Origin of the sequence: Haliscomenobacter sp., from assembly GCF_040403615.1 — a bacterium.
Lineage (GTDB): Bacteria > Bacteroidota > Bacteroidia > Chitinophagales > Saprospiraceae > Haliscomenobacter.
The window spans coordinates 36667-58507 of the sequence record NZ_JBBAKG010000001.1 but is presented as its reverse complement, the minus strand read 5'-3'; the positions used below and the strand labels follow the sequence as shown (position 1 = coordinate 58507).

At 46.8% G+C, this 21841-nt stretch carries 15 protein-coding genes; 13 read left to right on the top strand and 2 right to left on the bottom strand.

Annotated elements, in window-relative coordinates; translation table 11 throughout:
• Nucleotides 1-4: 4 nt before the first annotated feature.
• Nucleotides 5-841: a T4 family baseplate hub assembly chaperone gene (locus ABW391_RS00225; protein WP_353479818.1), complete on the bottom strand. Its 837-nt coding sequence runs from the start codon at nt 839-841 to the stop codon at nt 5-7.
• A gap of 64 nt (nt 842-905) precedes the next feature.
• Between ABW391_RS00225 and ABW391_RS00220 the strand changes: the two genes are divergently transcribed.
• The 8 genes from ABW391_RS00220 to ABW391_RS00185 all read left to right on the top strand — a co-directional run bounded on the left by ABW391_RS00220 (nt 906) and on the right by ABW391_RS00185 (nt 9553).
• Nucleotides 906-3038 carry a hypothetical protein gene (locus tag ABW391_RS00220; RefSeq protein WP_353479817.1) on the top strand — a complete coding sequence of 711 codons (2133 nt, stop codon included), beginning with the start codon at nt 906-908 and terminating at the stop codon, nt 3036-3038.
• A 16-nt stretch (nt 3039-3054) separates the two neighbouring features.
• Nucleotides 3055-3591: a hypothetical protein gene (locus tag ABW391_RS00215; protein ID WP_353479816.1), complete on the top strand. Its 537-nt coding sequence runs from the start codon at nt 3055-3057 to the stop codon at nt 3589-3591.
• Nucleotides 3584-5401: a portal protein gene (locus ABW391_RS00210; protein WP_353479815.1), complete on the top strand. Its 1818-nt coding sequence runs from the start codon at nt 3584-3586 to the stop codon at nt 5399-5401. The genes ABW391_RS00215 and ABW391_RS00210 overlap by 8 nt, the downstream gene beginning before the upstream one ends.
• A gap of 8 nt (nt 5402-5409) precedes the next feature.
• Nucleotides 5410-5628 carry a hypothetical protein gene (locus ABW391_RS00205; protein WP_353479814.1) on the top strand — a complete coding sequence of 73 codons (219 nt, stop codon included), beginning with the start codon at nt 5410-5412 and terminating at the stop codon, nt 5626-5628.
• 123 nt (nt 5629-5751) lie between these two features.
• A complete protein-coding gene (locus ABW391_RS00200) occupies nt 5752-6576 on the top strand; it encodes a hypothetical protein (RefSeq protein ID WP_353479813.1) in 825 nt (274 codons plus the stop codon).
• A gap of 6 nt (nt 6577-6582) precedes the next feature.
• A complete protein-coding gene (locus tag ABW391_RS00195; RefSeq protein ID WP_353479812.1) occupies nt 6583-7221 on the top strand; it encodes a hypothetical protein in 639 nt (212 codons plus the stop codon).
• Between the two features lie 3 nt (nt 7222-7224).
• Nucleotides 7225-8322 (top strand): hypothetical protein, encoded by a 1098-nt coding sequence (locus ABW391_RS00190; RefSeq protein ID WP_353479811.1) that lies wholly within the window; start codon nt 7225-7227, stop codon nt 8320-8322.
• A 19-nt stretch (nt 8323-8341) separates the two neighbouring features.
• Complete coding sequence (locus tag ABW391_RS00185) at nt 8342-9553, top strand: hypothetical protein (RefSeq protein WP_353479810.1); 1212 nt, start codon at nt 8342-8344, stop codon at nt 9551-9553.
• A 73-nt stretch (nt 9554-9626) separates the two neighbouring features.
• Here the strand turns inward: ABW391_RS00185 and ABW391_RS00180 are convergent, their stop codons facing one another.
• Nucleotides 9627-10778 carry a glycosyltransferase family 9 protein gene (locus ABW391_RS00180; RefSeq protein WP_353479809.1) on the bottom strand — a complete coding sequence of 384 codons (1152 nt, stop codon included), beginning with the start codon at nt 10776-10778 and terminating at the stop codon, nt 9627-9629.
• 146 nt (nt 10779-10924) lie between these two features.
• On the opposite strand from ABW391_RS00180, the gene ABW391_RS00175 reads away from it, so the two are divergent.
• Genes ABW391_RS00175 through ABW391_RS00155 form a run of 5 tightly spaced genes read left to right on the top strand, consistent with a single transcriptional unit; the run spans nt 10925 to nt 21809 of the window.
• A complete protein-coding gene (locus tag ABW391_RS00175; protein ID WP_353479808.1) occupies nt 10925-11707 on the top strand; it encodes a hypothetical protein in 783 nt (260 codons plus the stop codon).
• Between the two features lie 49 nt (nt 11708-11756).
• Nucleotides 11757-12344, top strand: a complete 588-nt coding sequence (locus tag ABW391_RS00170) for a hypothetical protein (RefSeq protein ID WP_353479807.1) — start codon at nt 11757-11759, stop codon at nt 12342-12344.
• A gap of 56 nt (nt 12345-12400) precedes the next feature.
• Complete coding sequence (locus ABW391_RS00165) at nt 12401-19651, top strand: hypothetical protein (protein WP_353479806.1); 7251 nt, start codon at nt 12401-12403, stop codon at nt 19649-19651.
• Complete coding sequence (locus ABW391_RS00160; RefSeq protein WP_353479805.1) at nt 19651-21141, top strand: hypothetical protein; 1491 nt, start codon at nt 19651-19653, stop codon at nt 21139-21141. Before ABW391_RS00165 ends, ABW391_RS00160 begins: the two co-directional genes overlap by 1 nt.
• 56 nt (nt 21142-21197) lie before the next feature.
• Complete coding sequence (locus ABW391_RS00155; protein ID WP_353479804.1) at nt 21198-21809, top strand: hypothetical protein; 612 nt, start codon at nt 21198-21200, stop codon at nt 21807-21809.
• Nucleotides 21810-21841: the final 32 nt, after the last annotated feature.

Genomic DNA, 21841 nt, shown 5'->3' with positions numbered 1-21841 from the left:
GAGGTTAGGAGGCGTCTTCGAAAAAACTTGACAGATCCAGCGTAAATGCTTGCTTGTATTTGTGACTGCATTCTTTGCAAATCAAATCCAAGGGCTTGACTTCGCTGGCCTGTTTGAGACCAATTACATAATCTCTCAGCTGATTGAATTTTTTGCTGTCGCAATTTTTTAGAAAGTCCACAATGAACTCAGTTTCAGTTACCATGGCCTGCGGCGTTTTGATTGCAGCAATGCTTTGTGCAACTGTGTTCAGGGTGGTTTCATTGATCACAGCTATGCTTTTGTTTAGTTGGTCAATTTTGATTTTTTCATCTGTGTCGCTGTTGATCAACTGCATGGCCTGCTGCTGTTCCAGTTGCACCTGATTGTTCAGATTCACAGTGCGATAGGTTATGGGCTTAAAGTAGATTTCTAAATCGCCTATGTTCAAGACCTGATCGTAGTTGCTAACACTTATCATGTCGTTGACTCGTCTAAGATCCACAGAAATTTCATCTGCTTCGTTGCAGGCTGGGCAAGTGGTGCCAATTTCCATTTCGTGTCCGTAACTGGCAATTCTAATGCCTACCAGCACAGCATCGATATCTGTACTGGGCATGACCCAGGGATCGCGAATGCCAGGAACACAACTCTTGATCACGTTGACTGTGGCAGTACCGTTGAACAAGGCATCAGGCGTGCGATAGGTGATTTCATCCACACTGGTCATGGGCAACACTGGCAATTCGTTGTTGGGCGGCATCTGCAGGGTGCCCGGTGGGTAGAATTTTCCACCCGACGGCAATCGGATGTAGATAGCAGGTTGGCGAAAATACTGGGTTAAAGGGTTGTTTGGTAGCATAAGTTTCCTCGATAAATATAATTATGACAAAATCTCTCCAGGATAAAATTACAAGGATTGTGCTATGAGTACTGAATCAGAACAATTGGCAGCAGCAAACGAAAGGGCCGCTGCGGCCAGTGAAAAACTAGCTGCGCTCCAAGATGTGCTAGGAAATCAAACTAGCAAAGCTGGGAAGGCCTTTGGAACCATGGTCGACGCCTCAGGTAGTTTTATAGGGGCCATGAATGCTGGTGCTCAGGGAATGAGCGCCTACAGTGGACTTGTTGCTGCTGGTGGAAAAGCTCTGGGTCAGCTGGCAGGCGAGTCGACCATTGCTGGCAAAAGCCTAGGTGCTCTGGCCGGAGCATCCAGCAGTTTGATAACAGCTATCTTCAAACAGAGTGATGCACTGTTCAAGAGCTATCAAGATATCAGTCAAATAGGTGCTGCTGGAACTTCTGGCATGCAAGGCGTGTTCGACAACATGCAAAAATTTGGTTACAGCATAGAAGAGCTGCCCAAATTTGGAGCATTGCTGGCACAAAATTCAGAAGCTTTGGCTGCATTTGGTGGCACAGTAGAGCAAGGTGTCAAACAGTTTGCCAATGTAGCTGAAGGAATTCAACGATCCGGTCTGCAAACTGAATTTGAACGCATGGGCATGAGTGTTGACAGCATCAACAAAGGAACCGCAGCGTATCTCAAAACACAGACCATGACCGGTGCCAGTGCTGCCAAGACCCAGGCCGAGCTCACCGCCGGAGCAGCAGAGTACATACGCCAACAAGACATACTGAGCAAGCTCACAGGAAAATCAGCAGAAACTCTACTTAAAAACGAAGAAGCCCGCATGGCAGATCAGCGTTATAATGCTGTTCAGAGCGAACTGGAAATGAAGGCCGAAGAAGCCAGAGCCTCAGGAAACGAAGCAGCGGCCAAAGATTTTGAACGACAAAAATTACAAAATCAACAGTTGGTGGAATCAGTGCCTGCTGGAATGAAAAAAGGTGTTCAGGATCTGTTGTCAGGAGTTGCTACAACCAAAGAAGCACAGGCTGTGGCAATGACCAACAACAAAATGGCTCAACAAATTCAATCTGGCAAGTTTGAAGCAGCTGACGTAATGACGACCGGAGCACAAGAATCTGCTGCCAATAGAAAGCGTAATATTGCTCTGGGTAAAACAGGTGTTATGGATGATACATTTGGTGCTGGGATGATGCAGGCGCAAACAGACATGGCGGCCAAGGTAAGAACAGGAGTTTTAACCCCTACACAAGCAACCGCAACTGCCGAAGCAACTCAAAAAGGACAAAGAGAAACGCCAGAAGCAGCAGTGGCCAATCAGGTGGCCATACGTCAAGCTCAGCAAGAAGTAACTCGCGGCATGAACAGCATGGTGCAGGTTGGGGTACATCCTGCAACTGCTGCACTAAAATCCTTTACTGCCGGGCTTGAAGCAGTGGTAACAAGAATGCCAGGAACCGGAGACAAAACTGGCATAAGAAACACTCCAGGCCGCGGCGATGTAAAAGGCACTGGATTGCAAGGCAATCTAATTGCTCCAGAAGTAGCTCAACAAAATAAAGAAACAATGGCCAAATTTGCAGGCGCAGCCAATGCACCTGCAGCAGCCATGGCAGGCATGATTAAAAAAATGGGGCAACTTGAAAAGACTGATCCAGCTACGTTGATGGCTGTGGCAGCAAAAGAATCATCAAGAAATCAATCAGCAGCATCCGATCAATCAGCAGCTGAAACTGCTAGACTAAAAACAAAAACACAATCTGTGGTAGCTCCGCAGCCACCAGAAAAAAAATCTAATCAGTCAGAACCAGTGATACCTGATCAATCAGCAGCTGAAACCGCTAGACTAAAAGCAACAACAGCATCTGTACAAGCAGCCACACCGGCAAAGACACAATTCAGTATAAGTTCTGCTATGGCCAGCATAATTGAAAAAACCAATCTAGGCAAAACTCAGTACACAGGTCCCAACTCTACATTGCCAAGCCCTGTGGGTGATACCACTCCCACAGGACCTGCTGCTGCACCAGCAACAGCAGCCACCACCGATTCGGGCATGCTGACCACCAGCCTGAATGAACTGTTACAAAGCAACAGATTGCAACAGGCCAGCCTGGACGAACTGGTTGATCTCAGCAGAAGAAGCCTGGCCCAGGGTGGCAAGTTAGTTCAGGTTGCAAGACAATAGCGGTAAATAATGTACTATGAGATTTTATGTTTACCAGTATCTAAGAGAAGACGGTATTCCTTACTATATTGGTAAAGGAAGCGGAAAAAGAATGAATGTTAAACATTCTACAGTAGCATTGCCCCCAAAAGACCGTCGGGTGATTGTCCAGGATGGACTTACAAATGAAGAAGCTAAACAATTAGAAGCCACACTTATTCAAAAGTATAAAAGAAAAATTGATGGCGGAGTCTTAGATAATATTAAAATAAATCAATGGGCATGTGCAGTAGGGTGGAAACATTCAGAAGAAGCCAAAAGAAAAATTAGTGATGGAAATCGTGGAAAAAAACGAACACCAGAGCAACTAAAAAACTACAAAGGCACAGTAACAGCAGAACATAAAGAAAAAGTTAGATTGGCAAATTTAGGTAGACCCGACGATGGTCGATATAAAAAAATGAGTGTTACAAAAAGCAAACACAGATGGTTTACTAACGGCAAACAAACAATAATGACAGAACCTGGCCAACAACCAACCGGCTTCGTGCCAGGAAGAAAATTACATGGCTGATAACACACAAGCAACTAAGGGTACCTGGAGAAAGTATTTCAAAGTCGCTGATCTTTCTGGACAGATGAGCCCTATTTCTGGCAACAAGGAACAGGGCCTGCCGGGCTATCCCAAAAATGATGGCCGAACCTCTAATTCTTCGGAAACTGATTTCAGCTTCCGCAACTATGCCAGCCGACTGCCTGAAGTGTATTCAGGCCATCCCAATCGAATTGAACGTTACAATCAGTACGAAAACATGGATTCAGATTCGGAAGTCAATGCATGCTTAGACATTATCTCTGAGTTCAGTACACAGCTGAATGAACAAAACGACACGCCGTTTGAAGTGACCTACAACGATGATCCCACAGATCATGAAATAGAAATCATTCGCAAGCAGTTACAACAGTGGGTCAAGCTGAACCGGCTGGATCAACGCATCTTCAAACTGTTCCGCAACACTCTCAAGTACGGCGATCAGGTGTTTGTTCGTGATCCGGAAACGTTTGAAATGATGTGGGTGGACATGAGCAAGGTTGTGCGTGTGATTGTGAACGAAAATGAAGGCAAGCGTCCTGAACAGTACATTATTCGTGACATCAATCCCAACTTCCAGAATCTGACTGTGGCAGCCAAAACTACCACAGACTTCATGGTCAATCCGTCTTCAGGTGGTGGTGGATCCGGCGGCCCTGCCATGCAAGGCGGCGGCTACACAGCACCAAACTCAGCACTGAGTGGCGCTTCTAGATTTAGCCGTGCAGTGAATGAAACCTGTATTGATGCCAAGCACGTGGTTCACATGAGCCTGAATGAAGGCCTGGATGTGTTCTGGCCTTTTGGTAAAAGTATTTTAGAAAACATCTTCAAGGTATTCAAACAAAAAGAACTCTTAGAAGATGCCATGTTGATCTATCGTGTGCAACGTGCGCCCGAACGACGAGTGTTCAAGATTGACGTGGGCAACATGCCCAGCCACATGGCCATGAGCTTTGTGGAACGTGTGAAGAATGAAATGCACCAACGACGTATTCCCACATACGGTGGCGGCGGTCAAAACATCATGGATAGCAGCTATAATCCGCTGAGTATCAACGAAGATTTCTTCTTTCCGGTGGGAGAAAACGGCCGCGGAAGCACAGTAGATGTACTGCCCGGAGGACAAAATCTCGGCGAAATTGACGATTTAAAATACTTCAACAACAAGATGGCCCGTGGTCTGCGTGTGCCATCAAGCTACTTGCCCACTGGTCCAGACGACTCAGATCGCACCATGCAAGACGGCAAAATAGGCACTGCCCTGATACAAGAGTACAGATTCAACCAGTATTGCGAGCGACTACAGGCCTTGATCATGCAGAAACTGGATGATGAATTCAAGATGTTCATGCGATGGAGAGGCTTTAATATTGATGCTGGCCTGTTCCAGATCAAGTTTAATCCGCCGCAGAACTTTGCCAGCTATCGTCAAAGCGAACTGGACAACACAAGAATCACAGCATTTGCCAGCCTGGAACCATTGCCTTACATGAGCAAACGTTTCATGCTGGAACGCTTCTTGGGCTTGTCACAGGATGAGATCCAGAAAAATGACAAGATGTGGAAAGAAGAACGTGCCACACCTGAACTTCAACCCTCCCAAGGCCAGGATCTACGTGCGGTGGGTATTACCCCAGCAGGCATTGAAAGTGACGTTGCCATGGGTCAAGAAATGTCCAATATCACGCCACAAGGTGCAGAAGGTGCCGGAGCACCAGGTGGCACCATTGGCACTACGCCAGCAGCACAGCCTCCAGGTGCAGGTGCAGCAGTTCCGCCAGCAGCATAAATATCTGTATGATTCTCAATGAGCTTTACCACAAGTCGCCTGCTGCCTATCAGGATGTTGCAGCAGACAACACCCAACCTCATATTGGGCAACTTAGAAAAACCAAGCTCACTCTCAAGCAGTTGAACAAACTGCGAAAAATGAATGACACCCGAACCTTTGAGTACAATGAGAAGCTCAAAGACATTCGCACACAATACGCACCTCCTGCCGCTCCTCCAGCCTAATATAGCTGTATTAATTGACAGAAAAACTGTCATAAACAACACATTTTTCTCCAAGATTGTAAATATAGATATACGTTTTGCCGGGTGGCAAAATTACCCAATATCTTAACAGGAGCTATTTAAATGAGTAAAAATCGTTTCGAACAACTGATCGAATATGTCATCAATGATGAAGACGCCAAAGCCAAAGAACTTTTCCACCAAATCGTTGTGGAAAAGAGCCGCCAGATTTATGAAAATCTCATGCAAGAGGAAGATCTTGACGAAGACAATGCCATGGGCGAAGAACCCACTGAAATTGACACAGACATGGACGAAGGCCACGACATGGGCGGAAGCCAAACTGCCGACCTAATCGACGATGTTGAAGCTGAAGAATCGGGCATGCAAGAAGGCGAAGATGACGAAGAAATGGACATGGGCTCTGACGACATGGACAGCGACATGGGCTCTGACGATATGGGCAGCGACATGGGCGGAGACGAGCCTGCCAGCAAAGACGATATCATGAATTTAGAAGACAAACTGGACCAGTTGATGGCTGAGTTTGAAAACATGATGGGTGGCCAAGACGGCGATGCCGCTGACATGATGGGTTCTGACGACATGGGTGCCATGGACGACGATGAATACGAAACTGAAGGCATGATGGAAAACATCACCCTCAAGCAAGTTCATCCTAAAACAACCACTCAAGAAGAAGGCAACGGCAAATCAGGTCCTGTTGCATTTAACTCAGGTGCAGCTGGTATGGCCAGCAAGCCTGTGCGTATGACTGGTGACACTGCACAAGGTCGCACAGCTCCTACAGCCAAAGACATGATTGGTAAAGTTGGCAACAGCCCAAGCCAGTCTACTCAGTCTCCCAAAGCAGCTACCAAGCCGCACACAGCACAAGCTACTGGTGTAAACACCAAGAGCCCATTGCCTGGTGGACGTAGAGGTTAATTGACAATGCGTTACCTACAGGAACATCTCAACTTCAATCAGGCCAAGATTCGCGTCTTGGTCGAAGATGATGTTCACGGTGGCAAAACACTGTACATGGAAGGTGTATGTATTGAAGGCGGAGTTCGCAACGCCAACGAACGTGTGTATCCTGTACAAGAAATTTCTAGAGCAGTTGAATCTGTCAACAAACAAGTGCATGAAGGCTATTCTGTACTGGGCGAAGTAGATCACCCAGAAGATTTGAAAATCAATCTTGACAGAGTTAGTCATTGTATCGACAAAATGTGGATGGATGGACCTGCTGGTTATGGTAAGTTAAGAATATTACCTACACCTATGGGCCAGCTGGTAAAAACCATGCTGGATTCGGGTGTGAAACTCGGCGTTTCGAGTCGTGGTTCCGGCAACGTGAACGACGGCAACGGACAAGTCAGTGACTTTGAAATAGTCACTGTAGATATTGTTGCTCAGCCCAGTGCTCCAAATGCATATCCCCGTGCAATTTATGAAGGACTTCGTAATATGAAGTACGGTCATAAAGTGTTGGAAATTGCCAGAGAAGCAGGGACAGACAGCAAGGTACAGAGATACCTGACACAGGAAGTAAAACGCCTGATTCGGGATCTCAAAATTAAGGAGTAAAGCATGCTAGATGCAATCAAGCCATTGCTAGATAGCGGCCTAATCAACGAAGACGTCAGTCAAGAACTCAACGAAGCTTGGGAATCTAAACTGACAGAAGCACGTGAACAGGTCAGAGCAGAACTACGTGAAGAGTTTGCGCAACGCTATGAGCACGACAAGACAGTGATGGTTGAAGCCTTAGATAATATGTTAACAGATAGACTCTCTGGTGAACTCGAAGAGTTTGCTCAGGAGAAAATGGCAATGCGGGAAGACCGCGTGAAGTTCCAGTCTAAGATGAAAGAAAATGCCACCAAGTTCAACAACTTTATGGTAACAAAATTATCTGAAGAAATTGGAGAGTTACGTAAAGACCGCAAGATGCACAGTGAAGGACTAGAAAAACTAGAAAGCTTCATGGTGCATGCCCTGGCTCGTGAGATTCAAGAATTTACCCAAGACAAACGTGATGTAGTGGAAACAAAAGTCCGCTTGGTACGTGAAGCTCGTGGTCAACTTCAAGATCTCAAAGCAAGATTTGTAAAAGAATCTGCACAAAAAATGAGTCAAGCTGTTAGTCAACATCTCAAGACTGAACTGGGTCAGTTGCACGAAGACATTAAAGTTGCTCGCGAGAACAATTTTGGTCGACGTATTTTTGAAGCGTATGCTGCTGAATTTGGTGCTACTCATCTCAATGAGAAAGCCGAAGTTCGCAAGTTGCAAAACACCATCGCCACAAGAGAACAACAACTGTCAGAAGCTATCAAACTCAGCCGCCGGGCCAAGGTCCTGGTTGAGTCCAAAGAACGTGAAATACGTATGATCAACGAATCCAATGTGCGTCAAAACACTCTGGAAGAGTTGCTTTCTCCTCTCAACGAAGAGAAACGTGAGACCATGCGTAATTTACTCGAAAGTGTTCAAACAGCTAGACTGAAGAACGCTTTTGAAAAGTATCTACCAGCTGTGCTAGCTGAAGGCAAATCCGCAAAAGCCCGCCAGGTGATTGTGGAAAATGTTTCAGAAGTCACTGGTAATAAAACTGCCCATCGCCCAGACGACGACACTGCTGACAACAGCAATGTTATTGCCATCAAGCGCCTGGCAGGGCTGTAATTTAAATAAGGAGACTTAAATGTCACAACAATTATTGGAAGGTCGCTGGGACGAGACCAAGGAAGCATTGCTTGAAGGACTGAATGGTTCTAAGCGCAATAGCATGAGCGTTATTCTTGAGAATACACGTAGGTACTTGAAAGAGAACGCAAGTAGTGGTTCAACCGGCTCAGGCAACATTGCAACACTTAACCGTGTTATTTTGCCTGTTATTCGTCGTGTTATGCCAACTGTTATTGCTAACGAGTTGGTGGGTGTTCAGCCCATGACTGGCCCTGTTGGTCAAATTCACACTCTGCGTGTGCGTTATGCCAACACAATGAACGACACCAGTGCTGCTGCCACAAGCACAGCCGCTGGTGAAGAAGCATTGAGCCCGTTCAAAATTGCTCAGGCCTACTCTTCAGCAAGCAGTACAACAGCTGGTATTGTTGACCCAACACAGAATATCTATAGTGGTGCCAACACAACAGTGCTTGAAGGTTCCGGTGGTCGTCAGATCTCTGTGCAAATCTTGAAGCAAGCTGTGGAAGCCAAAACTCGCAAGTTGCAAGCACGTTGGACTTTTGAAGCTGCTCAAGACGCACAAGCCATGCATGGTATCGACGTAGAAGCCGAAATCATGGCAGCTCTTGCACAAGAGATCACAGCTGAGATTGACCAGGAAATCTTGTTGAGCCTGCGCTCACTGGCCACTACTGAGTTCACATACAACCAGGCTACCGTATCCGGTACAGCTACATTCGTTGGTGACGAACATGCTGCTTTGGCTGTTCTTATCAACCGTGTTGCCAACTTGATCGCTCAACGCACTCGTCGTGGCGCAGGTAACTACGCTGTTGTTAGCAGTGCTGCACTCACAGTGTTGCAATCAGCTACAACCAGCGCATTTGCACGTACCACAGAAGGCACATTCGAAGCACCTACAAACACCAAGTTTGTTGGTACCCTGAACGGCGCAATGCGTGTGTTTGTTGATAGCTATGCTAGCGATGCAACACCTGTGTTGGTTGGCTACAAAGGAAGTTCGGAAGCTGACGCACCTGCGTTCTACTGCCCATACATTCCGTTGATGAGCTCTGGTGTTGTTCTTGATCCAACAACATTCGAACCAGTCGTGAGCTTCATGACACGCTACGGATTCATAGAATTGACCAACACTGCCAGCTCGTTTGGCAATGCTGGAGATTACGTGGGCGAAATTGCCGTTTCTAATCTTAGCTTTTCTTGAGATTGGATATGTACTTGCATTAAACAAGTATGTAAACAAATCAAAAAAGGGCCGCAAGGCCCTTTTTTGTTGATTATACCTTGAACCAGCTGAGAAACTTGTGCATGCGGTCAACCACACTGTCCCAGTCACCCTGACGAGGTTGACGGAACAGTCTAGCACTGGGATACCAGGGCGAATCTTCACGACCGGTCAGCCAACGCCAGCAGTTGCCATAGGCATTGAGTGGAATCCACACAGGACGACCCAGTGCGCCAGCCATGTGTGCATTGGCAGTGTCCACAGAAATCACCAGATCAAGATGATGCATGAGTCCGGCTGTGTCTGCAAAGTTGCGTATGGTGCCCGGAAAACACACAGCACCTGCTGCTGTGATGATTGCCGTTTCTTCGTCGGTGGCATCCATCTGTAGATTGATCCACTGGTGTTCAGGATTGCGACGGATCAGGTCAGCCATGTGGGCCACAGGCATGCTCTTGTGCTGATGTATCCAGCTATCCTTGCGGCCTGACCAGCACACACCAATTCGCATGCGAGTTTTTGACCCCAGTCGACCAGCCCAGATGTTTGCGTTCACAGGATCAGCTGCAATGTACTGCAACTGATGTGCAATATTTTCCAGAGTCATGCCAATCACTCTGGGAATGTCCATCATGGCAATCCAGTAGTCAAATTCACCCAGGTCCTCACCGGGTTCATAGATGCCCACAATTGTTCCTGCCGGTTGCGGAAACAGGGGTTTGACACTGGGATTCAACAGTAATTTTATTTTCACACCGGTTGAGTGTAGATTGGCAGTGAATCGTATGAACTGTATTTGATCACCCAGCCCTTGTTCGCCTATGATCAGCAGGGTTTTGTCTTGAAGATCCTGCCCGGTCCATTCGGGTTGAACCAGTTTGGGTTTGGTGCCGTCGAGGTGTTCAAATCGCCAGCGTGATTCGTACAAGGGCCAGCCACGAGCATAGTCCCCGTTGAGTAGATAGGCCACTGCAAGATTGAACTCTGAAGTGACGTCAGCAGGATTGATGTCATGTGCTGCATGTAGAAAAGGAATGGCTCGGGCAGGATAACCCATTTCTCTCAGCACATTGCCATAGTTGTTGAATGCAGCACTGTGATTGAAATCTTCGGCAAACACCTGTGCGTAACATTTTAATGCTTGTTCAGGATGATTCTCTGTGCGATGTTGATTGCCTTGGTCAATAAGTTCTTGATGGTTCATGGGATATTTAAGAATACCGCAGCCCTACACAAAATAAACCGTTTTCGCTAAATACAAGTCAACGCAATACTGCGTTTTATGCGGTGATTTACCCTGCCGCGTAGCGACTAGAACTCGCATCGGACTTCTTTAAGGAGAAAAAAATCATGGGTCGTCCTCTTAAAATACAAAAATTATCCACCGGCTCCGGCAGTGGTGGCGCCAGCGTGGGTGTGGATCTTGGCTATCCAAACTTTGGCTCGCTCACAGTACCGGTGTTCAACTCACCGACACAAACACTCAATAACGCACAGTATGTGGGTGTGGTAGGTGGTGCAGCCCCCACAGATACTCCCAGTGCTACCAATCCTAGAGTTGTGGTCACAGTGAATATCACCTTGGCCACTGGTTCTGCAGCAGGTTCTGCCACTGGTTATATCATACGCCAAAAAGGCAGCCACAAGTACCTGGTGGGTGATGCAACCAGCCGCACTGCTCTGGTCTCGGGCAGTGCCTACATAATTGTTGTGATTGGCAACACAGACTGGACTGCTTATGGTGCTCCCAGTAGCTATGGTGTTGGCACAATCTTCACGGCCACAGCGGCCCTGGGCAGCACAGGCACAGGTAGTGTGAATCTGGTTGGTGTGTGTATACTCAGCGATTCTGGATCTCCTACCAATGGAAACATGAGCATTGCCTACATAGACAACGCCAGCTCTGATGTGTACATCAGCAAACTTACCAACCACTTTATCCTGGGCTGGGAAGGTGGTTCCAACTATGATGCAGCATCAGTCACAGGCGATCTTCGTAGCTTGGCCAACTTCTTTACAGATGAAGGCACCATGATCAAATCTGGCACCACAGGCGCTGCCAACACCGGCAGCGTCTCAGCAGGACAACAAAACCTCTTGAATCTGGCACTGGTAGAAAACACCACTTCCTAATAGATTTGGGTACTGAATCCTCTCAGCTACATACTGGGAGGATTTTTTTATGAGCGTAGCATTTGTATTGGGCAACGGCCAAAGCCGATCAGTTATTGATTTGACCAGAATTCAGCCTCTGGGACCGATCTATGGCTGCAACGGACTGTATCGAGATTTTGAGCCCGATTGTCTTGTGGCCACAGACAGACCCATTGCAGAACACATACAACGTTCGGGCTATAGCAAAAAAAATAGATTTTACACTCGCAGACCCTTGCCAGATCTGGGCGCACACCAGGTTCCAAAAAAGTATCATGGCAACAGTTCAGGTCCTATTGCATGTGCCATAGCTGCGTCAGATGGGCACAAACGCATATACTTGTTGGGCTATGACATGTCTGGCACAGCAGCCAGCAAATTCAACAATGTGTATGCAGGAACAGAGTTCTACAAGGCCGCAGATTCAGCTCCTACCTTCACAGGCAACTGGATCCGACAACTGGCCGCAGTTGCCAGAGACTTTTCTCGAACAGAATTTGTGCGTGTGTGCGGCACAACCACTGCTGAAATTACCGACTTGAAAAGCATAGATAATTTTTTGCACATTGATCTCAAAGCCTTTGTACACCGGATAAACACCGGCGAAAACCTGTAATCTCCCTACAACCTTGGCCTTGCTGGCTCTGGTAAATACAGCAAGAAACTCTACAAATGACCCAAAATGTTATTGACATTGGCGCAGTACCCGACGACGGGCAGGGCGACCCGTTACGCACCGCGTTTGCATTTACCAACGACAACTTCAGTCAGATTTTTGAATCAGGACCGGTTGGCTCAAATGTAAAAATTGCCAACAATACCATCACCACCACGGTGATAAACAGCAACTTGATATTGAGCCCTTCGGGCATTGGCAAAATTCAGGTCAACAACACACTGCTGCCACGAATCGACAATGTGTACGATCTGGGCAGCTTGTCTCAAAGATTCAACACCATCTATGTTGGCTCCGGTGGCCTGGATATCACGGGTGGCATTGTTGTCAGCGGTAATATCACTGCTGACTATTTTATCGGCAATGGATCAGCACTCACAGGCATTGTGGCCACCACAGGCAGCAGAGTTGAAAACGGCAACAGCAATATCAACATACCTGCTGCAGGTTCCAATATATTTGTCACAGTCAACGGAACTGGCAATATTGTGGTATTTTCCAATACCGGAGCCTATGTTGCAGGTGCAGTAAGTGCAACAGGCAACATCACAGGTAATTATATCCTGGGCAACGGTGCGTTGCTAACCGGAATCAATGTCAACTACAGCAATGCCAACGTTACTGCATATCTGCCCACATACACAGGTAACCTGGTAAGCCTAACAGGGCCAGTAACAACCACAGCCAATGTCACAGGCGCTAATTTAAGAACCAGTGGACAAATCACAGCCACAGGCAACATCACTGGTGGCAACGTAGACACCAACAGAGTCAACGCTGCAAACATCACTGTTGGTGGACCTGTCTCTGCAACTGGCAACATCACGGGCAATTATATTCTGGGCAATGGTGCGTTGCTGACAGGTATCAACGCCAACTACAGCAATGCCAACGTTACTGCATATCTGCCCACATACACAGGTAACCTGGTCAGTTTAACAGGGCCAGTAACAACTACTGCCAATGTCACTGGTGCCAACATTCGTGCCACAGGACAAATAACAGCCACAGGAAATATTACTGGTGGTAATGTTGACACTGGCAGAGTCAATGCAGCCACAATCACTGCAAGTGGCAATGTTTCAGGTGCATACTTCCTTGGTGATGGTAGTCAATTAACAAATTTGCCTGCAGGAAATTACAGCAATGCAAATGTCACAGCATATCTTCCAACCTATACTGGTAACCTAGTTAGTCTTGCTGGTCCAGTAACAACCACGTCCAATATCACTGGTGCTAACATTCGTGCTACAGGACAAATAACAGCCACAGGCAACGTCACAGCAGGCAATGTTGATACTGGCAGAGTCAATGCTGCTACGGTCACTGTTGCCGGGCCAGTCAGTGCAAGTGGCAATGTTACTGGTGCATACTTTTTGGGTGATGGTAGTCAGTTAACCAATCTACCTGCTGGGAATTACAGCAATGCCAACGTCACAGCATACCTGCCCACATACACAGGTAATCTGGTCAGCCTAACAGGTCCGGTCACAACCACAGCCAACATTACTGGCGGCAACTTGTTAACCAGTGGTCAAGCCACAGTCACTGGCAATATCACAGCAGGCAATATAGACGTCACCAAAGTCAATGCTGTTACTGTTACAGCCAGCGGATTAATCAGTGCTGTCGGCAACATCACCGGCAACAATCTGATTGGTACCACCGTAACCGGAACCACTGTCACTGCCACTGCCAATGTGGTTGGCGGCAATATCACTACAGCCGGACAGATTTCATCTACAGGAAACATAACAGGTGGTAATCTCAGTGTTCCTGGTGGTACAGTCTCAAGTCTCACAGTTAGTGCCACAGGAAACATTCGTGGCGGTAATCTTGTTACACCTGGATTTATCACAGCCACTGGCAACATCACTGGCGGCAATGTAGACACTGGCAATATTCATGCTGGCAATGTAAATGTTGATAGTGTTGTAAGTGCCCAGGGCAATGTGTATGGCGATACCTTTGTTGGTAACGGCTTAGTAATTTTTGGAAATGCTTCACTAGGCAATACGTCTGTATCTGGAACCATTGGTGCCACTGTTATCAGTGCTTCAGGCAATGTGATTGGTGGAAACTTACTGACCACTGGCAAAGTCAGTGCCAGCGGCAATGTGTCAGGCAACTATTTTGTTGGTAACGGTGCGTTACTAACAGGCATTACGGTATCAGCTGGATCATCACTGTTGAATGGCAACAGTAATGTTGTTGTGGCCACCAATGGCAACGTCACAGTTGGCGTAAGCGGAATCAGCAACATAGCACAGTTTGCCAACACCGGTGCATATGTCACTGGTGTTATAAGTGCCACCGGCAACATAGCAGGCAGTTATTTGCTTGGTAACGGTGCATTCATCACAGGATTACCAGCAGGATACAGCAATACTGATGTGGCAGCCTTCCTGCCAACATATTCGGGCAACTTACCAAATTTAACTGGACTGGTATCAACCACAGGCAATATTAGTGGCAATTACTTTATTGGTAATGGTAGTTTATTAACCGGTGTAACAGCATCTGGAGTAAGCGCCAACGCACTAACGGGCAACACCCTGAGTTCAAATGTATTGAACTCGAGTCTGACATCGGTTGGAACTCTAAGCAATCTGAGCGTAACCGGAAACACAACTAGTGGTAATTTATCAACTGGTGGATTAATCAGTGCAACTGGTAACATAACCGGCAGCAACTTACTCACTGCTGGATTGATATCCGCAACTGCTAATGTTACTGCTGGTAACATTAACACAGCGGGATTGATAACAGCAACCGGCAATGTTAGTGGCAATTACTTTATTGGTAATGGTAGTCAACTAACAGACGTCGCGGCATCTAGTGTGAATGCCAATGCACTAATTGGCAACACTCTAAGTTCAAATGTATTAAACTCAAGCCTAACATCAGTTGGCAATTTAGTTAGTCTAAGTATAGTTGGAAATACAACTGCAGGTAATTTACTAACAGGCGGCTTGATAAGTGCAACTGGTAACATTACAAGTGCTGCCAATATTTTAGGTGGCAATGTTGTCACAGGAGGCCTAATATCAGCAAGTGGCAATGCCACTGTTGGTAACTTAAGCACAGCAGGATTGATTACTGCAACTGGTAATATTTCTGGCAACAATATTTTTGCCACAGGACTTGCAAGTGTCACAGGCAATGTGATTGCTGGCAATATCAATACTGGTGCTATTAGACCTGTCAGCGGGCCATTAACAATTACCACTGCGTCGGGCAATTTGAATCTGCAACCAGCAGGCAATATTGTGTTGGCCAACACCTATATCAACAGTGTGGCCTATCCAGCACAAGATACTGATGCTGCAACAAAATTATATGTTGACAACATGGTGTCAACTGCTATAGCGTACCACACACCTGTATATGCAACTACCACTACCACTCTGGCTTCTAGCACAGGTGGTACAATTACATATGCTCAGCCCAACGGAGTAGCCAATGGTGTTGGGGCAACATTAACTACAACTGGCTCATTCAATCTAATTGATACCAGCAATGTTCAAACACTGGGCACACGTATCCTGGTTAAAGATCAAGCTGATGCAGTACAAAACGGCATTTACACCTGGGCCAATGCCACAGCAATTGTACGAGCCACTGATGCAGACGAATATGGTCCAGATAGTTCGCAACAGATAAGTCTAAACGATTATTTCTTTACCAGCACTGGTAATGTCAATGTTGGTGCGGCTTTTATAGTTAATGCACCGCTGGGCACTATTACCTTTGGCACAAGCAACATTACTTTTGCTCTGTTTAGTCAAACAACTGCCTATACTGCCAACGTTGACGCTGGACTAAGTCTAACTGGTACTGTATTCTCAGCCAAAGTTGATCTTAATACCACAGCATTTGATGCTGGTGGAAATATTATTGTCAAAGCCGGTGCCAATCTTACCACACCCAATATTGGTGCTGCAACCGGTGCAAGTCTAAGTTTAATAGGCAATGTCAACAGTGGAAATGTCAATATCAGCGGCTTGATAAGTGCAACCGGTAACATTACAAGTGCGGCCAATGTCACAGGTGGTAACATCCTCACTGGAGGATCAATAAGTGCAACTGGCAACATCACTGCTGATTATTTTTCTGGCAACGGTGCAGGACTTTCTAATGTTGTTGCTTCTGGCGGTGTGGGCAATACTATTACACTGGGCACACCCACAGACGGTAGCCTAACAGCCAACGTTGCTTACCCTGGATGGACCACAGATACTTTTGTTACAGATGGTCTGGACGATCTAAATCAGGTGTCATTGAACATTGCCAACAGCACCTATGTGGGCAATGCCTATATCATTGCCAATGTTTATTCTGGGCCCAGCCCGTTGACCGTGGCATTCACTAGTTTTTACATTGGTAATCCCAACAGTTTCTTGTGGCAGTTTGGAGATGGCACAGCCAACGCTACCACAGACAATGCGGTTCATACCTTTAGCAATACGCTAGGCGGAACTTTTACTGTGAACTTTACCGCCTTCAATACCAATGGAACCTACAACGGCAATGCGGCCAATGGTGCCAAAGGGTCCACTAGCAGTGCCAATATTTCAAACATTGTACTGTACACTCCGAGTCCAATACCGTCATTTACTCTGAGCAGCAACAGTTTCAACACAGGCAACACCATAACCATAACCAACACAAGTGAATATGTGGTCTGGTATGATCTGAGTTTTGGTGATGGTACTGCTAACTTTAGTGCTGGTCCGGGATTAGGCAATACCTCATTTACCAATGTAACTCATCAGTACAATTCTGTGTCATCCAACGCAGACAGTTTGTACAGTGCAGTTTTAAGTGGCACCAGCAATACCGCAGGGCCAAGCAATGTTACTGTGGTGTCATCGGCCAGCAACGTCAAAGTTTTTGCACCTCAAACCGGCAATGTGTTTGTCACAGCCAATCGGGCCAACGTGATCAACGGCCTAGGTGGTATAAGTTTCCGCAACGACTCAAATGGCACGCCAGGAAACACAGCCAGTTTTGGCGCACAACAATTGTACAACTTCAACTACGGTGACGGCAATATCAGCAACGTCAATGTGGGCACAGGTATTGCAGGTAACCCAGCAGCAGCCAATGTCACAAACACATTTGTATTGAGTGCTGCCAACCAAGCTGGCAACGTTTATCAACAGTTCACAGCCAATTTGTACTTGTACACTGGTTACAGCAGCAGCCCGGCCCAGAGTGGCAACATCACAATCACAATAGAACCTCAGGTACGTGGCAACTATATTGGAACCACAGCCAACGTTGTAACTGATGCCACTGCCAACACAGGCAATGCCAAAGTAGGATACCTATATACTGACTACAATACTTCCAACAGATCAACATTTACATTCCAGAACACCAGTCAGAACAGTAATCTGGCCAACTGGTCCTGGGGTGATAGCACATTCAGTAATGGTGTGTCAAATGTGGGCAACACGCTGCACACCTACAACAGCACTGGTGCGTTCACAGTGGCACTCACAGCCAATGGCACACCCAATGGTATAACCAATACTGCTCAAAGCAACACTATCTCCAATGTTGGTTATATTTTTATTGCTGCCAATCCCACAGCACCCACTAACCTTAGTGGATTCTCCAACTTGGCCATAGCCAATGCCAGCCAAGGAACCAGTCCGTTACTGGCTGCTGGGGCAACAGATGCTTCAGGCGGCAACATTGTGGCCAATGGTGTCAGTGTCACACGTTTTGCAACAACCACACCAATTGTTACTGCTGCTAATATTATCAATGCCAACACAGGCATCAGTTCAACTCAGTTGACAGCCAACCTGTTTGCCTATGTCAACAATGCCGCGGCTGGCAATGTGACATTTAGCAATGTGAGCAACACAGTTGGAACCTCGGGTGCATTGGTAATCACTCAAGATCGAGACTTGCACGTGGCCAATGCTGCTGTGCCAAGCTACTTCTACAAGGTGTTCAATGCCAATATTTCGTGTGCCCTCAGCAGCTTGAGTACTGGTTACAACAACTACAAATTGGTAGATTCTGTGACAGGCAACACCAACTATGTGGGATTTGTCAAAGACAATTTGAATTCAGCACCTAGCTTGATCACTGCCGGTACCACCTTGGTTGAAGCCACAGCCGGTACCTATCGATATATTTCGGGTATTCCTTACTACAACACAGGATCCCCCACAATTACCATTGCCACACTGGCAGTGGCAAATTTGTCTGGACAAACATTTAGAAGTGCAGATCCGTTTGTGTTGGCCAGCGGAACAGTGATCGAAGGATCCGGAGCCATATTATCTGCAACACAGACCAAGGCACTTGGTACAATCAACAATGCTGGTAACAGCTTCTTGACAGGAGCCAACCTAAATGCCAATGTGGGTGTTGGGTCATCCTACACACTTGGCAACTTGACTGCCAATCTAACAGGAGCCAACAACAGCGTGGCCACTTTGCAGGCCAACATATTCAACGTGATTGGAACCAGTGCCACAGTGCAGTTGCCAGCAAATATACAGATGCACGCAGGTGCAAACTCTGGTATAAACGAACAGGCAATAACTTGTACGCCCACTGCCAACACACAAGCAGCCATACGAATAGTGATGAGCACAGCAGGCAACACTCCGGTGTTTTCTAATTCAACCAATTTTTACACTGCCAATGCTTGGTCTGGAGTACAAACCATTGCTGGAACACCAGAAGCTGTGGTTCGATACGGGGTGCTCAAACAGTATGCAGTTGATCTCAGCACAGGATATTTGCCAGTAGGACCAAACTTGTCAGTCATTGGCGGTCGCACCAGCACACAGTACTTTACTTTTGCATTTGCAAGACCAAGTCTGGCAAACTTTGATATTAGATTAACCACAACCACAGGTGTTGCGGGCGTATGGTTGGCTGCACCCGGAACCACAATAGACAAAAGCGGATTCTCGTCACCCACACCAGGGTTCCCAGGACCTACCAGTACCATCAACGGATGGCTGGAAGCATCTACTCAGTATGCTGGATCAGGAGTTCCTGGTGCAGCCACCGGCACCGGCGGCAACGGTTCAGATGGTTGTGCCGTGACCGGGGCGGATGTAATTCCATTAAATACAGCAATCTCTAACGTAGCTTACACAATGACCCTAGGATCTCAAAACGCCGCCAACAGCACTGGTACCAATATTCTAATTAGAATTGCATTAGCGGCCGGACAATCTATTACAGATCTGCAGATAGGAGTGGCATCTTAATGGCTGCTTCGTTCAACGAATCACAAAAGATTGACTACCTTTGGAAAAAGGTCGGCTACGGTGTAACCAAAACAGCCGAGCCCTCTTCCAAAGAAGCCTTCAACGAAAGCATTGCCAGTCCGCTGCTGTATCGCGGCGACCTTATCTGGACACAGAGTGGAGACATACCTGCTTCACCGCCTGCCAATACCACACCACTGGTGCAGGTGTACAAGGATGGCGGCGGAGCCGGATACAGTCCTGCAGTACAATGTACAGAAGACCTAACAGCACCTGACAATCAAACCTGGAAAACAAACTCAACCAATTGGATTCCCACACAGTTTGGTGACAACTACCTGGTACAGATATATGCTGGCGCCGCAAACATAAGCAATCCGCAAACAGCAGGTACCAAGTTGTTTGGTGCCGGTTCTGGGTCAGACGACACCTGGTTCTTTGACTATCAGTCAGGCGTACTAAACTTCAATGGTGCAACCATACCAGCAGCCATTGGTACTGGCACAGCCAACACAATTTATATTGTTGGCTACAGATACGTTGGTGAGTTTGGTGTAGATACCACATTTATCAGCAATGGTACCAGTAATGTAACTATCGCCACTGCCAATGCCAACATCACCATGAGTGTGAATGGCACGGGTAATGTGGTTGTTATTGCCAATACAGGTGCATATGTTTCTGGAGCAGTCAGCGTCTCGGGCAATATCACCGGCGGCAACATACTTTCGAACAATTACTATTATGCCAATGGTACACCAGTTCCTCCTGGAATAGTATACACTGCCAATACAGCACCACCTGTTAGCCCAGCACCCAAGGTGACTGATCAGTGGTATGACACTGCCAACGATGTGTTGTATCAATATCTTGATGATGGCACAAGCGATTACTGGGTTGACACAACCAGTCCTGCCTTTGCAGGTGGAGTAGTTGCCAACGTGGCAATTTCTGGCACCTTGGTGCCAGTTGCCAATGTCACCTATGACATTGGCACTAGCACAGTGTATTTCCGTAACACCTACACACAGAATCTTTATACCAACAATCGATTGCCTGCGTATAACATGCCCGTAGGTGCAGTGGTACAAACAGTAATGAGTCCGAGCCTCGGAGGCAGTATCACAAACAGCACCAGTTATGCTGACATCAGTTATGCCAATGTGACCATTACCCCATCAAGTGCAACCAGCAAAGTTTTTGTTATAGCCACTGGTACCACCAGTTTTACATCATTGGCAGGACAGGATGTCACAGCGGACGCTCAGTTGGTCAGAAGTTCCAGCACCAGTTTGCAAATACAAACATGCGGAACAACAGTTTCAGGAGGTGGTATTGGAGTCACAGGTTCTGTATCTTACAGTTATGTGGACACACCAGGCACCACATCACCAGTGACCTACAAACTACAACAAAAAGTGTCCAATGCCAGCAGCACACTTACTAGCACAAATATTTGGTTGATAGCCATGGAGATCACCGCATCATGATAACCGTGTTTCATGCTATACAGAGTCTGGTGCCCGGAGCAGAAGTCAGTGTGGGCATGTATGACAAAACAATAATCTGGCACAAGCCCGAGACGGCTCCAGTGACCACAGCACAAATACTTGAAGAGCAACGGCGACTGCAACAGTCCTATGACTGGAACATGTATCAACGGAATCGTGCTAGAGAGTATCCCAGTGTGCAAGAACAACTGGATGCCCTGTATCATGCTGGAGTTTTTCCAGCACCAATGGCAGCTAGAATACGGGCAGTAAAAGAAAAATATCCACGTCATCCAATGGGTGATTCACTGATAGCAGATCCACAAATTGTTGAAAATGCAGTGGCAAAACTAACAGTTGAGCAATGGCTGGCAGAAGAAACAAAAATGACTGATCAGGAATGGCTAGCCCAACAGCAATCAGCTAGCCCAATGTCTAGAGAGCAGTGGCTAGCAAGCCAACAGCAGATCAAGACCACGCATGCTCCAACATTGTTGCGAGATTCTCGCCCTACTATGACAGCAGAAGAATGGTTGGCACAGCAAACAGCCCAGACAAATGAGCCAATGATGACTAGAGAACAATGGCTTGAGCAACAAAAAACCGCTCAGCAACCGCGTCAAATGACCCGAGAACAGTGGTTGGCAGAGCAAGCAAACATAAAATAATACAGACTGTAATTTCTAAATCTGTTTTTTTT

Excerpts from the sequence above, each read along its gene's own strand:
- ABW391_RS00210 (WP_353479815.1), top strand. The coding sequence starts at position 3,584 with ATGGCTGATAACACACAAGCAACTAAGGGTACCTGGAGAAAGTATTTC.
- ABW391_RS00185 (WP_353479810.1), top strand. The coding sequence starts at position 8,342 with ATGTCACAACAATTATTGGAAGGTCGCTGGGACGAGACCAAGGAAGCA.
- ABW391_RS00220 (WP_353479817.1), top strand. The coding sequence starts at position 906 with ATGAGTACTGAATCAGAACAATTGGCAGCAGCAAACGAAAGGGCCGCT.
- ABW391_RS00165 (WP_353479806.1), top strand. The coding sequence starts at position 12,401 with ATGACCCAAAATGTTATTGACATTGGCGCAGTACCCGACGACGGGCAG.
- ABW391_RS00180 (WP_353479809.1), bottom strand. The coding sequence starts at position 10,778 with ATGAACCATCAAGAACTTATTGACCAAGGCAATCAACATCGCACAGAG.
- ABW391_RS00195 (WP_353479812.1), top strand. The coding sequence starts at position 6,583 with ATGCGTTACCTACAGGAACATCTCAACTTCAATCAGGCCAAGATTCGC.
- ABW391_RS00205 (WP_353479814.1), top strand. The coding sequence starts at position 5,410 with ATGATTCTCAATGAGCTTTACCACAAGTCGCCTGCTGCCTATCAGGAT.
- ABW391_RS00225 (WP_353479818.1), bottom strand. The coding sequence starts at position 841 with ATGCTACCAAACAACCCTTTAACCCAGTATTTTCGCCAACCTGCTATC.
- ABW391_RS00175 (WP_353479808.1), top strand. The coding sequence starts at position 10,925 with ATGGGTCGTCCTCTTAAAATACAAAAATTATCCACCGGCTCCGGCAGT.
- ABW391_RS00200 (WP_353479813.1), top strand. The coding sequence starts at position 5,752 with ATGAGTAAAAATCGTTTCGAACAACTGATCGAATATGTCATCAATGAT.
- ABW391_RS00155 (WP_353479804.1), top strand. The coding sequence starts at position 21,198 with ATGTATGACAAAACAATAATCTGGCACAAGCCCGAGACGGCTCCAGTG.
- ABW391_RS00170 (WP_353479807.1), top strand. The coding sequence starts at position 11,757 with ATGAGCGTAGCATTTGTATTGGGCAACGGCCAAAGCCGATCAGTTATT.
- ABW391_RS00160 (WP_353479805.1), top strand. The coding sequence starts at position 19,651 with ATGGCTGCTTCGTTCAACGAATCACAAAAGATTGACTACCTTTGGAAA.
- ABW391_RS00190 (WP_353479811.1), top strand. The coding sequence starts at position 7,225 with ATGCTAGATGCAATCAAGCCATTGCTAGATAGCGGCCTAATCAACGAA.
- ABW391_RS00215 (WP_353479816.1), top strand. The coding sequence starts at position 3,055 with ATGAGATTTTATGTTTACCAGTATCTAAGAGAAGACGGTATTCCTTAC.